11 protein-coding genes are annotated in these 13080 nt (G+C 70.7%); all 11 read left to right on the forward strand.

Going from position 1 to position 13080, the window contains the following annotated elements; genetic code table 11:
- Window positions 1–149 precede the first annotated feature (149 nt).
- The 11 genes from QYS60_RS06700 (at window position 150) to QYS60_RS06750 (ending at window position 13076) form a co-directional block, all read left to right on the forward strand.
- The gene (locus QYS60_RS06700) at window positions 150–1781 is read left to right on the forward strand and encodes an ABC transporter substrate-binding protein (RefSeq protein WP_371382725.1); all 1632 of its coding nucleotides are present in this window, start codon (window positions 150–152) and stop codon (window positions 1779–1781) included.
- A 3-nt stretch (window positions 1782–1784) separates the two neighbouring features.
- Window positions 1785–2816, forward strand: coding sequence for an ABC transporter permease (locus QYS60_RS06705; protein ID WP_371382726.1), 1032 nt, complete (start codon window positions 1785–1787; stop codon window positions 2814–2816).
- Window positions 2809–3702 carry an ABC transporter permease gene (locus QYS60_RS06710; RefSeq protein WP_371382727.1) on the forward strand — a complete coding sequence of 298 codons (894 nt, stop codon included), beginning with the start codon at window positions 2809–2811 and terminating at the stop codon, window positions 3700–3702. The genes QYS60_RS06705 and QYS60_RS06710 overlap by 8 nt, the downstream gene beginning before the upstream one ends.
- A complete protein-coding gene (locus tag QYS60_RS06715) occupies window positions 3699–5300 on the forward strand; it encodes a dipeptide ABC transporter ATP-binding protein (RefSeq protein WP_371382728.1) in 1602 nt (533 codons plus the stop codon). The genes QYS60_RS06710 and QYS60_RS06715 overlap by 4 nt, the downstream gene beginning before the upstream one ends.
- The gene (locus QYS60_RS06720) at window positions 5290–6393 is read left to right on the forward strand and encodes an LLM class flavin-dependent oxidoreductase (RefSeq protein ID WP_371382729.1); all 1104 of its coding nucleotides are present in this window, start codon (window positions 5290–5292) and stop codon (window positions 6391–6393) included. The genes QYS60_RS06715 and QYS60_RS06720 overlap by 11 nt, the downstream gene beginning before the upstream one ends.
- Window positions 6394–6407: 14 nt before the next feature.
- Window positions 6408–7778 (forward strand): NtaA/DmoA family FMN-dependent monooxygenase, encoded by a 1371-nt coding sequence (locus QYS60_RS06725; protein ID WP_371382730.1) that lies wholly within the window; start codon window positions 6408–6410, stop codon window positions 7776–7778.
- A complete protein-coding gene (locus QYS60_RS06730) occupies window positions 7775–8551 on the forward strand; it encodes a DUF1684 domain-containing protein (RefSeq protein ID WP_289378364.1) in 777 nt (258 codons plus the stop codon). The genes QYS60_RS06725 and QYS60_RS06730 overlap by 4 nt, the downstream gene beginning before the upstream one ends.
- Entirely contained in the window at window positions 8548–9705 is a 1158-nt protein-coding gene (locus QYS60_RS06735) for an LLM class flavin-dependent oxidoreductase (protein WP_371382731.1), read from the forward strand. The genes QYS60_RS06730 and QYS60_RS06735 overlap by 4 nt, the downstream gene beginning before the upstream one ends.
- Window positions 9706–9946: 241 nt before the next feature.
- Window positions 9947–10525: a hypothetical protein gene (locus QYS60_RS06740; RefSeq protein ID WP_371382733.1), complete on the forward strand. Its 579-nt coding sequence runs from the start codon at window positions 9947–9949 to the stop codon at window positions 10523–10525.
- A gap of 162 nt (window positions 10526–10687) precedes the next feature.
- Window positions 10688–11860: an LLM class flavin-dependent oxidoreductase gene (locus QYS60_RS06745; RefSeq protein WP_371382734.1), complete on the forward strand. Its 1173-nt coding sequence runs from the start codon at window positions 10688–10690 to the stop codon at window positions 11858–11860.
- 1 nt (window position 11861) lies between these two features.
- Window positions 11862–13076, forward strand: a complete 1215-nt coding sequence (locus QYS60_RS06750) for an SfnB family sulfur acquisition oxidoreductase (RefSeq protein WP_371382735.1) — start codon at window positions 11862–11864, stop codon at window positions 13074–13076.
- The last annotated feature ends 4 nt before the right edge of the window (window positions 13077–13080 follow it).

Below are 13080 nucleotides of genomic sequence, written 5' to 3' on the forward strand. Positions count from 1 at the left end.
CTGTGCCGTCAGTGCTCGGGCCTCTGTCTCCCACGGTCCTGTCGCGCCTGAGCGGCGCCTTCCAGTCGAAGAACTACGACCGTCTGCCCGGCCGATGGCATCGCGAAGCGCGGTGCCACCGGCGCCTCACGAGATCATGGAGTTCCCCGGTGCCTGTTCCGTTCACCTCTGCCGCCCGACGTCGCGCCGTCGCGGGCGCCACCGCCGCAATCCTCGCCGGTGGGCTCGCCGCGTGCGGCACCGACACGGCGGGCACCTCCTCCGGTGGCGGCACCCCGCAGCCCGGCGGCACCCTGCGCTACGGCCTGTCCCAGGCCCCCACGTGTGCCGATCCCGCGCAGGCCGGCAGCAACCAGACCATCTACGTCGCCCGTCAAATCGTCGACTCGCTCACCGATCAGGACCCCGGGACCGGTGAACTGAAGCCGTGGCTCGCCGAAAGCTGGGAGGTGAACGGGAACGCCTCGGCGTTCACGTTCCGGCTGAAGGACGGCGTGACATTCAGTGACGGCACCCCGTTCACCGCGGAGTCGGTGAAGAAGAACTTCGACGCGATCGTCCAGACCCTCACCGGCGCCAAGGCAGCGCTGGCGGCGAGCTACCTGTCGGGGTACACCGGCACCACGGTGCTCGATCCGCTCACCGCCCAGGTGTCCTTCGCCGGTCCGAACGCGCAGTTCCTGCAGGCGTCGTCGACGCTGCAGCTCGGCTTCCTGTCCGACAGGGACGTCGCGAAGTCCGCGGAGGAACGCTGCGCCGGCGACCTGTCCGGCACCGGTCCCTTCGTCTACGAGGACTACCAGCAGGACAAGTCCGCCACGCTGGTCAAGCGCACCGGATACGCGTGGGGATCCGACGTGTTCGCGCACGACGGCGAGGCCTACCTCGATCGCATCGAGTTCACGATCGTCCCGGAGTCCGGTGTACGCACCGGCAGCCTCGCATCCGGCCAGCTCGACGCGATCAGCGATGCGCTGCCGCAGGACGCTTCCCAGATCGAAGGCAGCGGCGGACGGATCCTCACCACACCGAACCCGGGTGTTCCGTTCGGTTTCCAGCCGAACGTCACCCGTGGCGTCCTGACCGATCCGGCGGTGCGCGCCGCGCTCGTGCCGGCCCTCGACCGCCAGGAACTCGTCGACACCGTCCTCGGCCCCGATTTCCGGCCCGCGACCAGCACCCTCGCCTCCCGCACCCCTGGCTACGTCGCGCTCGACGACGTCGCCTACGACCCGGAGAAGGCGAAGTCGATCCTCGACGCCGCCGGCTGGGTTCCCGGCCCGGACGGCATCCGTGTCAAGGACGGCAACCGCCTGTCCTTCTCGGTGTTGTTCAGTTCGGTGTTCGCCGGCAACCAGGCGATCCTCGAGCTCGTGCAGCAGCAGCTGCGCGAGGTCGGTATCGACCTGCAGCTCGACCTGGTCTCCACCCCGGAAGCCACTGCCCGGCAGGGTGCGAAGGACTTCGACGCCACCTACTACAACAGCACGCGCGCCGACGGCGACATCCTGCGCACCACGTTCGGACTCGACGGGCGCAACCTCAACAACCGCGGCCCGATCCCGGCACTGGACGAGGTCCTGTCTGCGCAGCTGCGCACCACCGACCCGGCCGAACGCGGCGAGCTGAGCGAGCAGGCACAGCAGCTCGTCCTCGACAACGGCCTGTGGCTGCCGACCGTGGAGCTGTCCCAGGCCATCGGTGCGGCGGGGGCGGTGCAGGACCTGAAGTTCGAGGCCTCCGCCCGGTTGCAGTTCTTCGACACCTGGCTGAGCGCGTAGACCATGGCCCGGTATCTCGGTTCCCGGCTCGTGCAGGCGCTGCTGGTGCTGTGGGCGGCGTTCACCGTCTCGTTCGGCGTGCTGTACCTGCTGCCGTCCGACCCGGTGAGCATCGCGGTCGACGGCGCCGGCAGCGGCACACCGGTGGATGCGGCCGCTGTCGCGCAACTGCAGGAGCGGTACGGGCTCGACCGTCCGTTGTCGGGGCAGTACCTCACTGCGCTGAGCAACGCCGTCCGGGGTGACTTCGGTATCTCGATCGTCACGGGACAACCCGTGACCGAAGCGATCGCCGCCGCCGTACCCAGCACCCTGGCCCTGGCCGCGGTCGCCCTGGCGCTCGCCGTGCTCCTCGGCACCTCGATCGCGTTCGTCGCCACGTACACGCGCGCCCGGTGGCTGCGCAGCACGCTGTTCTCGCTGCCGCCGCTCGGTGTCGCGGTTCCGACCTTCTGGGTGGGACTGCTTCTGCTCCAGCTCTTCTCGTTCCGTATGAAGCTGCTTCCGGCATTCGGCGACCAGGGCATCGAGCATCTGGTGCTGCCCGCGATCACCCTCGCGCTCCCCACCGGGGCGGTGATCGCGCAGGTCCTCGCCGCGAGCCTGCAGACCACATGGCGGCAACCGTTCGTCGAAGCAGCTCGCGCCAAGGGCGCGTCCCGGTGGCGCATCCAGACCCGGCACACACTGCGGCTGTCCAGCATCCCCGCATTCACCATCGCCGGGGTGACGGTCGGCAACCTGTTGGCGGGGTCCGTGGTCGTCGAGACGGTGTTCTCCCGCGCCGGTGTCGGTCGGCTGACCCAGACTTCTGTTCTGGCGCAGGATATTCCCGTCGTCCAGGGCATCGTGGTCTTCAGTGCGGTGATCTTCGTGCTCGTCAACCTCGCGGTGGACCTGGTCTATCCGCTCATCGATCCGCGCATCGTCGACGGCCGTCGCGGCGGCGGTTCGCCCTCGCATCCGACGCCCGCCGAGGTGACCACCGAACTCACCGGCTTCGCGGTGGAGGAGGAGAGGAAGGCTCATGTCTGACGTCCTGATCCGGGAACCGGTCGCCGCATCCGCGCAGACCGCGGCCGGGCCACACGGACCGTCCCGGCTCCGGGGGGCGACGAGCGCCCTGCGCCGCTACGGGGTTCTCGTGGTCTCGACTACTGTGCTGTTCCTCGCCGTCGGCTTCGCTCTGTTCCCCTCGGTCTTCGCGTCCGGTGATCCGCTGCAGGGCGTCCCGGCCGACAAGTTGCAGGGGCCGTCCGCGGCGCACTGGTTCGGCACCGACAACATCGGGCGCGATGTGTACACCCGGGTCGTGCACGGTGCGGGCCTGTCCCTGACCGCGACGCTCGTCGCCGTCGGAATCGCTCTCGTCGTCGGCTCGCTCGTCGGGTTGCTCTCCGGTGCGGTCGGTGGAGTGGTCGACGGGCTACTCATGCGGGTCGTCGATGTTCTGCTGTCCATCCCCGCCCTGCTGCTGTCCCTGGCGCTCGTCACCGCCCTCGGATTCGGCACCATGAACGTGGCGATCGCGGTCGGCGTCGGGCTCGTCGCGAACTTCGCCCGCGTCATGCGGTCGGAGGTCCTGCGCGTGCGCCGCGCCCTGTACGTCGAGGCGGCGTTCGCATGCGGTGCCCGCTGGCACACCGTCCTGCGCCGGCACGTGCTGCGCAACTCGTACGCCCCCGTCGTCGCGCTCGCGGCGGTCGAATTCGGCATGGCCGTGCTCGCCGTGTCGTCGCTGAGCTTCCTCGGCTTCGGCGCGGTGCCGCCCACCCCGGAATGGGGATCGTTGATCTCCGAAGGCCGGAACTACCTGGCCACTGCCTGGTGGATGACGACACTGCCCGGCCTGGTCATCGTGGCGGTCGTCCTGTCGGCGCACCACCTCGGTCACGCCATCGAAGAACGGAGCACTCGATGACCGCGCCCCTGCTGGACGTTCGCGACCTGCGGGTCGAGTACGGCAGCCGTCGCGACCCGGTCACCGCGGTGGACGGGGTCGGCTTCACGCTTTCCCGGGGTGAGGTCGTCGCGGTGGTCGGCGAGTCCGGTTCCGGCAAGTCGACGACCGCACATGCGATCCTCGGCCTGCTGTCGGGTAGCGGCCGGATCACCGGCGGTACCGTCACGTTCGACGGGCAGCGACTGGACTCCCTGCCCGAACGCGCCTTCGAGAAGGTGCGCGGTGCCCGCATCGGACTCGTGCCACAGGACCCCACCACGTCCCTGAACCCGGTCGTCCGCATCGGTGACCAGGTCGCCGAGGTCCTGCGTATCCACGGTCTCGCCGACCGGCGCACCGCGAAGACCGACGCGCGGCGCATCCTCGCGGAAGCCGGGCTCGATGATCCCGAACTCCGTGCCAGGCAGTACCCGCAGGACCTGTCCGGCGGGCAGCGGCAGCGCGTGCTCATAGGCATCGCGCTCGCATGCCGGCCGGACCTCGTCATCGCCGACGAGCCGACCAGCGCCCTCGACGTCACCGTGCAGCGGCGCATCCTCGACCACCTCGACAGCCGCATCGCCGAGACCGGTACCGCGGTCCTTCTCATCACCCACGACCTCGGCGTCGCCGCCGACCGCGCCGACCGCATCGTCGTGATGAGCCAGGGCCGGATCGTCGAGGCCGGGCCGGCCCGGCAGATCCTCGAGAACCCCCGGCACGAGTACACCCGGGCGCTCGTCGCCGCCGCACCGAGCCTCGCCGGCGCCGCGGCCCGGCCCGGCCGCGGACCCGCGGAACCCCTGCTCACCGTATCCGGGGTCTCGAAGACCTTCCGCATCGACCGGCGCACGTCGCTCGAGGCGGTGCGCGCCGTCTCCTTCTCGGTTCCGCGCGGTCGCACCCTGTCCCTGGTCGGCGAGTCCGGTTCCGGCAAGTCCACGGTGTCCCGCATCGCGATCCGACTGGAATCCGCCACGTCCGGGCAGGTCCGGTTCGACGGGCGGGACATCACCGCGCTGCGCGGCCGGGACCTGCGCGAGCTCCGCCGCCGGGTGCAGATCGTCCACCAGAACCCCTATGCGGCCCTCAATCCCAAGCTCCGCATCCGCGACGTCGTGGCCGAACCGCTCGAAGCCTTCGGCATAGGCACGAAAAGCGAGCGCGCCGAACGTGTTGCGGAGCTGCTCGAGCAGGTGGCGCTGAGCACGGCACACCTCGAGCGCAGACCCGCGGAACTGTCCGGCGGACAACGACAGCGCGTTGCGATCGCCCGTGCGCTCGCGCTGCACCCGGAACTCCTCGTGCTCGACGAGCCCGTCTCCGCGCTCGACGTGTCGGTCCAGGCGCAGATCCTCGACCTGCTCGCCCGCCTGCAGGACGAGCTGAGGCTGAGCTACCTGTTCATCTCCCACGATCTTGCCGTGGTCCGGCAGATCAGCGACACCGTCGCGGTGATGCGGTCCGGCGAAATCGTCGAATCGGGAACCACCGCAGAGATTTTCGAAAGACCACAGCACGAGTACACGAAACTGCTGCTCGATGCCATTCCAGGGAAGGTTCGGCATGCCCGATAGTTCACAGTTGTTGCTCGCCCTCGAATTCCGCGGAACCGGCACGCATCCGCATTCGTGGCGTCGCACGGATTCACGCGCGGAGGACGTGTTCACCGCCCGCTACTGGGCGGATTTCGTGGGCCGTGCGGACCGTGCCGGCGTCGACCTGGCCTTCATCCCGGACTCGTTCGGTATCGACTCCGGCGCAGACACCGTGCGCGGCCGGCTCGAAGCGGTCGGCGTCGCCGCGCGCCTGTCCGCCGTCACCGCGCGGATCGGGTTGATCCCCACCGCGACGGTGACCCACACCGAACCGTTCCACGTGGCCAAGGCCGTACAAACCCTCGACCACACCACGGCCGGTCGTGCGGGGTGGCAGGTCGCTGTCTCCGAGGGCGAGGACCGGGCCGCCCTGTTCGGCCGCAAGGGCACCCAGGACACCGGCTCACTGTGGGCCGAGGCCGCCGAAGCCGCCGAGGTCGCGGCCCGCCTGTGGGACAGCTGGGAGGACGACGCCGAGATCCGCGACGTCGCCACCGGCCGGTTCGTCGACCGGGACAAGCTGCACTACATCGACTTCGTCGGCGAGCACTTCTCCGTCAAAGGTCCGTCGATCACGCCCCGGTCACCCCAGGGGCGGCCCCTCGTCGCGGTTGCGGTAGCGGACGAGCAGTCGTTCGACTTCGCCGCGGAACGCGCCGATCTCGTGCGTATCGAGGCCGCCGACCTCGGGTCCGCCGCGAACCTGGCCGAACGCCTGCGCGCGCAGGCCGGTGATCGGCGACCGGCGGTGCTGCTCGACATCGACGTGCTGCTCGCCGCTGACGACGCCACCGCCGCCGCGGACCTGGCCCAGCTCGAGAACTGGGCCGGCGCTGCCTACACCCCGGAGTCGCTGTTCTACCGCGGCGGCCCGGCCGGGCTGCTCGCACTCCTCGGGGACGTGGACGGCCTGGACGGCGTGGTGCTACGTCCGCTGGCCCTCGCCGGCACGGTCGCGGCGCTCACCGAACGGGTCCTGCCGGTGTTGCGGCCGCAGGTCCCGACGTCCACCGGAACCCTGCGGGACCGTCTCGGCCTGCCGCGCCCCGCCAACCGCTACGCCACCGCCTGAGGAGGCCGATCACCATGTCGCAGAACACCGTTCGAAAGCAAGTCCACCTGGCCGCGCACTTCCCGGGCGTCAACAACACGACCGTGTGGGCGGATCCCGAATCGAAGAGCCAGATCGACTTCGAGTCCTTCCTGCACCTGGTTCGGACCGCAGAACGCGGACTGTTCGACTTCTTCTTCCTGGCCGAGGGACTGCGGCTGCGCGAGCACCGCGGCCGCATCCACGATCTCGACGTCGTCGGCCGGCCCGACACCCTCACGGTTCTCGAGGCCCTCGCCGGTGCGACGACCCACCTCGGGCTCGCGGGCACGATCAACACCACCTTCAACGAGCCGTACGAACTGGCCAAGCAGTTCGCCACCCTCGACCATCTGTCCGACGGCCGCGCCGCGTGGAACCTCGTCACCTCCTCCGACGCCTTCACCGGCGAGAACTTCCGTCGCGGCGGCTATCTCGACCACTCGCAGCGCTATGTCCGCGCCCACGAGATCGTCGACGTCACCCGGCGGCTGTGGGACGGCTGGCGACCCGGAGCACCGGTCGTCGACCGCGAAAACGGCATCTTCGCGGCGGATTCCGACATCGCTCCGTTCGACATCCACACCACCCAGTTCGACATCTCCGGGCGGTTCGAGGTGCCGCGCAGCCCGCAGGGACACCCGGTGCTCCTGCAGGCCGGCGACTCGGACGAGGGCCGCGAATTCGGCGCCGCCAAGGCCGACGCCATCTTCACCGGCCACGGCACCCTCGAGGAGGGCCACGCCTTCTACGCCGACGTCAAGGGTCGCCTCGCGAAATACGGGCGCAGCCACGCCGACCTGAAGATCCTGCCGGCCGCGACGTTCGTCCTCGGCGACTCCGCGGAGGACGCGGCCGAGCGGGCCCGCCACATCCGGCTGCAACAGGTGAGCCCGCAGACCGCGATCGCGTTCCTCGAGCAGGTGTGGGGCCGCGACCTGTCCGGGTACGACCCCGAGGGCCCGCTTCCGGACGTCGAACCGGAGGACAACCTGAACATCACGCGCGGCCGTGTCCGCCACGCCAAGGATCCGCGCGCCGTCGCGCTGGCCTGGCGGGAGAAGGCCGAGGCCGAGAAGCTCAGCATCCGCGAACTGATCATCGAGGTCACCGCGCGGCAGCAGTTCGTCGGCACCCCCGAACACATCGCCGCCGAGATCGACCGCTATGTGCAGACCGACGCGAGCGACGGCTTCATCCTGGTTCCGCACCTCACCCCCGGCGGCCTCGACGAATTCGTCGACAAGGTCGTGCCGCTGCTGCAGGAACGCGGCAGTTTCCGCACCGAGTACGAGGGCACCACCCTGCGCAGTCACCTCGACCTGCGCCACCCGCACGAGATCGACGAAGGAGTTCAGGCATCGTGACCACCACACTCGACCGAGAGACGTTCACCGAGGACTGGCGGAGCTGGCACGCAGCCCGCGAGGAGGCGCTGCGCTGCCCGGACGGCTGGCTCAGCCTGACCGGGCTGTACTGGCTGGACACCGAGCCGACGATCCTCGACGAGGTGCCCGGATCGTGGCGGGTGGACGGCGAGCGTGTGCTCCTCGAATCCGACGGCGGAACCGAGGTGCACGAGCCGATCGAGGGCGCACCCGGTGTCCGGGTCGCGGCCGGCGACGGCTACGCCGAGATCATCCGCCGCACCGGCCGGTTCGCCGTCCGCATCCACGACCCGAAGTCGCCGGCTCTGGCGGCCTTCACCGGAATCCCCGCGTACGAGCCTGCGCCGGAGTGGGTGCTGCAGGGCCGCTTCGATGCCTTCGACGAAGTGCGGACCGTCACCACCGGCGCCGTCGTCGACGGCCTCGAGCACCACCACAGCGCGGCCGGGCTGATCCGCTTCACCCACGACGGCGCCGAGCACCGCCTCGTCGCGTTCGGTGACGGCTCGGGCCCGCTGCGCGTGCTGTTCACCGACGGGACCAGCGGCGTGACGACCTACCCGGCCGCGCGGATCCTCGAGGTCGCCGCGCCGACCGCCGACGGCTCGGTCACGCTCGACTTCACCCGGGCCGCCAACCTGCCGTGTGCGTTCACCGACGCGGCGACGTGCCCCGTCGCCCCGGCGGAGAACCGGCTGCCGTTCGCCGTCGAGGCCGGCGAACGCACTCCGCGCGACGAGGAGGCCCGGTGACGACGACCGCATCGAATCCGGTGCCGCTCTCGGTCCTCGACCTCTCCCCCGTCAGCGAGGGATCCACCACGGCGCAGGCGGTGCACAACACCGTCGACCTGGCCCGGAGGACGGAAGGCTGGGGGTACCGCCGGTATTGGGTGGCCGAGCACCACTTCGTCGCCGTCGCGTCGTCGTCGCCGGCCGTGCTGATCGGCGCAATCGCCGCCGCCACCAGCACGATCCGCGTCGGCGCCGCCGCGGTTCAGCTCGGCCACAACACCGCGGCCGGTGTGGTCGAGGCGTTCGGCACGCTGGACGCGCTGTATCCGGGCAGGATCGACCTGGGACTCGGCCGGTCGGGACAGCGCCGGGCGGAAGCGCTCGCGGCCGACCGGTCCGGGGCCGCCGCACAGGAATCGCACCGCGCCACCGAGGTGCGCGACGGCCTGGTCATTCCGCCGCCGTACCAGCCCGGTCCGTTGTTGTCCTCCCCGCGCCTGGCCGCCGGGTTCGCCGCGTTGCAGCAACCGGGGGCACAGGCCCCGGACTTCGACGGGCAGGTGGACGACATCCTCGCTCTGCTGGAGGGGACCTATCGCACCGAGGACGGGATCGAGCTGCACGCCAGCCCCGGCGAGGGCGCGGACGTCGAGCTGTGGGTCTTCGGGACCAGTGCGGGGCCGTCGGCGTCGCTGGCCGGACGGCTGGGCCTGCCGTTCGGTGCGAACTACCACGTCAGTCCCGGGACCACCGTCGAGGCGGTCGAGGCGTACCGCGCGGCGTTCCGCCCGTCCCGCTTCCTCGACCGGCCGTACGTGGTGGTGTCCGCCGACGCGGTCGTCGCCGACGACGACGCCTCCGCGCGTGACCTGGCGGCCACGTACGGGCACTGGACGCACAGCATCCGGTCCGGCCACGGGGCCGTCCCGTACCCGGACCCGGCCACGTCGGCACCGCTGACCGACGAGGAGCGCAGCCTCGTCGACGACCGGCTGATCACCCAGTTCGTCGGCGCTCCCGCCACCGTGGCGGAGCGGCTCGAGTCGCTGCAGCGCGTCACCGGGGCGGACGAGCTCGTGGTCACGTCGGTGACACACCGGCACGAGGACCGGTTGCGTTCGTACGAATTGCTGGCGCGCGAGTGGGGGCTCGCCGCGCTCCGCGCGGCCTGACCCCGGTGGTGAACCCACCCCCACAGCGGGTTCACCACCGAATCGAGCATTCCCGACCGATTGTGTAGGATATCGCCCATGGCACCCGAGACCGCTGCGACCGTCGTCGCCCGCTGGTGCCGTCGTCACGTCGATCTGGGCCGGACCTCCTCGGGCATCTGTACGGGCTGACCGCTCACAGCCCCTTCCGCCACGTCGCGCCGGAGTACCACCGGTGCGGCGCATGTTCCAGGAGAAAACCTTGTCGCACAACACTACCCGCTCACTCGATCGCCCTCTGCGGATCGCCGTCGAGCTTGCCGAGCCCGAGGGCCCGCACTACTGGGCCGACCTGACCACCGGACGCGCCGACGAACCGACGCTCGACCTGAGCGCCTCGCCGTCGAACGTGGTCCGGATCCGCGCCGCCGACCTGAGGGAGAGCGCGAAGCTCCGCGATCGGGCACGCTCCGAAGCCCGCGCCGACGGTCGCGATCCCGACGGCATCAGCGTCCTGGTCGATCTCGAGGTGCTCGTCGCCGAGGAGGCCCGCAGCGCTCGCAAGCAGTATGCGCTGCTCGACGGCCGTCGTCGCGCAGACACCCTGTCGTACATCGGCACCCCGCACGGTCTCGCCGGATTGATCGCCGACATCCACACCACCCGCGTGGCCGACGGCGTGACGCTGCTCCCACTCGGTGCCGAGTTCACGATCGAGCACATCATCGACGGTACCCTGCCGTGGCTCGAATCACGTGGCCTGGCAACGCCGTCGCCCGCTGTGGTGGAGGTCCTGCGCCGCTTCGGCACCGGGGACCGCCGTCTCATCCGAGCTTCCTGACCGTCGTTCGAGACGCGGGGCGAGAGTTTCTTCTCTCGCCCCGCCTTTCGTCGTCCCGTCCGCGCGTCCCACTCGGCAGGCGGCATCCGACGAGCACCAGAATTCGAATCGGACCGATTTCAACCGTGGCCCGCGCTCCGCCCCGCCCTTAACCTCGCAACAATGTCCCTCGCATTCCACTGGTTTCTTCCCACCTACGGCGACAGCCGCCTGATCATCGGCGGCGGCCACGGAACGCCCGCCGGGGCGGCCCGCGGTGATCGGCGCGCCACCGTCGGGTACCTGGCGTCGATCGCCCGCGCCGCCGAGGAGTTCGGATTCGTCGGCGCACTCACCCCTACCGGCGCATGGTGCGAGGACGCCTTCCTCACCACGGCAATGGTGGCGCGCGAATCCGAGCGACTCGCCTTCCTCGTGGCGTTCCGTCCGGGACTGATCAGCCCCACCCTCGCCGCGCAGATGGCGGCGACGTTCTCACTGCACGCCCCAGGGCGGATCCTGCTCAACGTGGTAGTCGGCGGCGAGGCCCACGAGCAGCGCGCGTACGGCGACCACCTCGGCAAGGACGAGCGGTACGCCCGAGCGGACGAGTTCCTCTCGATCGTCCGACGACTGTGGGCCGGCGAGACCGTCACCCACTCCGGCACGCACCTGAACGTCTCGGAAGCCGCGCTGGCCACACTCCCGAGCCCTGTCCCCCCGCTCTACTTCGGTGGATCGTCCGCCGCCGCGGGCCCGGTGGCCACCGAGCACGCCGACGTCTACCTCACCTGGGGTGAGCCGCCGGCGGCCGTCGCCGAAAAGATCGCATGGATCCGCGAACTCGCCTCCCGGCGCGGACGCACCATCCGGTTCGGCATCCGCCTGCACGTCATCACCCGGGACACCGCCGCCGATGCATGGGCTCAGGCCGACCGGCTGATCGCGGCCCTCGGCCCCGAAACGGTGACCGCGGCACAGGCGGGTCTCGCACGCAGCGAGTCCGAAGGACAACGCCGCATGCTCGCCCTGCACGAGAACAACCGGCGCAGCGGAGACTGGCGCGACGCCCGTAACCTGGAGGTGGCGCCGAACCTGTGGACCGGGGTGGGTCTCGTGCGCGGCGGGGCCGGGACGGCGCTGGTGGGCAGCCATACCGAAGTCGCCGACCGGATCGCCGAATACGCCGCGCTGGGCATCGACGAGTTCGTCCTCTCGGGATACCCGCACCTCGAGGAGTTGTACTGGTTCGGCGAGGGAGTGCTACCGGTCCTGCGCGAACGCGGCTTGTTCACCGGTGGCGCCGGCGGCGCCGTGTCCGGAAGCGTTCCCTTCCTTCCCGCCGGGGTCCGCTGAGATGGGCACTGCCGACGTCACATCCGGGATCGTCGACGGCGACCACGCGCTCGAGACGGCCACGGCGCTGGGCCGGCGATTCGCCGAGAACGCCACGCTCCGCGACGCCAACCGCGAACTGCCGCACACCCAGATCCGCGAGTTCGCCGGATCGGGCCTCGGCGCGGTGACGGTGCCCCGCGCGTACGGCGGGATCGACCTGCCCGCCGAGATCCTCGTGGAGATCTTCCGGCTCCTCGCCGAGGCGGATCCGAGTATCGCGCAGATCCCCCAGTCCCACTTCACCTTCCTCGAACTGCTCCGGTCGCAGGGAACCCCGGATCAGCAGGAGTTCTTCTACGGTGAGGTGCGGTCCGGAGCCCTCTTCGCGAACGCGCAGAGCGAACGGGGCCCCCAACCCGTCGACGTGGACACCACGGTGCTCGTCCCGTCCGGTGCGGATTTCACCCTCTCGGGCCGCAAGTTCTACAGCACGGGCGCCCTGTTCGCGGACTGGATCGCCGTGCGCGCCAGTGTGGTCGGCGACGGCGGCACCCCGGGCCGCGGCACTCCGAAGGCCGTGGCGTTCGTGCCCCGCGACGCCGTCGGGCTCACCGTCGTCGACGACTGGGACGGCATGGGGCAACGCACCACCGCCAGTGGCACCGTCACCCTCGACGGCGTGACGGTGCCCGCCTCGTCGATCGTCCCGTACTCGGGGTTGTTCGACGGGCCCACCACCTACGGGGCACAGGCACAGATCCTGCACGCCGCGATCGACGTGGGGATCGCGACCGGCGCCCTTCGCGAGGCGGTCGTGCAGGCCGGCCGCGCCCGTCCCCACTTCGAGGCGGGAGTCGACCGCGCGGTGGACGATCCGTTACTGGCTCAGCTCGCCGGCGAGGTGACGATCACGGTGCGGGCAGCCCAAGCCCTGCTGACCGTCGCGGCCCGCTCGGTGGACTCCGCCCGCGCCGACCTCGACGCCGACACCGCCGCGGCGGCATCGATCGACGTCGCCACCGCGAAGGTCGCGGCAACCCGCGCCGCGCTCGACGCCGCGAACGCGGTGTTCGAACTGGGCGGCACCCGAAGCGCATCCGGCGCGGCCAACCTGTCCCGCTACTGGCGCGACGCACGCACCCACACCCTGCACGACGCGACGCGCTGGAAGCTGCAGCACATCGGCCGTTGGACGCTGGACGGGACATCTCCACCGCGGCACGGGGTGATCTGAGGCG

The organism is Rhodococcus sp. GXMU-t2271, from assembly GCF_041414735.1.
GTDB lineage: Bacteria > Actinomycetota > Actinomycetes > Mycobacteriales > Mycobacteriaceae > Rhodococcus > Rhodococcus indonesiensis.

Excerpts from the sequence above, each read along its gene's own strand:
- QYS60_RS06705 (WP_371382726.1), top strand. The coding sequence starts at position 1,785 with ATGGCCCGGTATCTCGGTTCCCGGCTCGTGCAGGCGCTGCTGGTGCTG.
- QYS60_RS06710 (WP_371382727.1), top strand. The coding sequence starts at position 2,809 with ATGTCTGACGTCCTGATCCGGGAACCGGTCGCCGCATCCGCGCAGACC.
- QYS60_RS06715 (WP_371382728.1), top strand. The coding sequence starts at position 3,699 with ATGACCGCGCCCCTGCTGGACGTTCGCGACCTGCGGGTCGAGTACGGC.
- QYS60_RS06720 (WP_371382729.1), top strand. The coding sequence starts at position 5,290 with ATGCCCGATAGTTCACAGTTGTTGCTCGCCCTCGAATTCCGCGGAACC.
- QYS60_RS06725 (WP_371382730.1), top strand. The coding sequence starts at position 6,408 with ATGTCGCAGAACACCGTTCGAAAGCAAGTCCACCTGGCCGCGCACTTC.
- QYS60_RS06745 (WP_371382734.1), top strand. The coding sequence starts at position 10,688 with ATGTCCCTCGCATTCCACTGGTTTCTTCCCACCTACGGCGACAGCCGC.
- QYS60_RS06750 (WP_371382735.1), top strand. The coding sequence starts at position 11,862 with ATGGGCACTGCCGACGTCACATCCGGGATCGTCGACGGCGACCACGCG.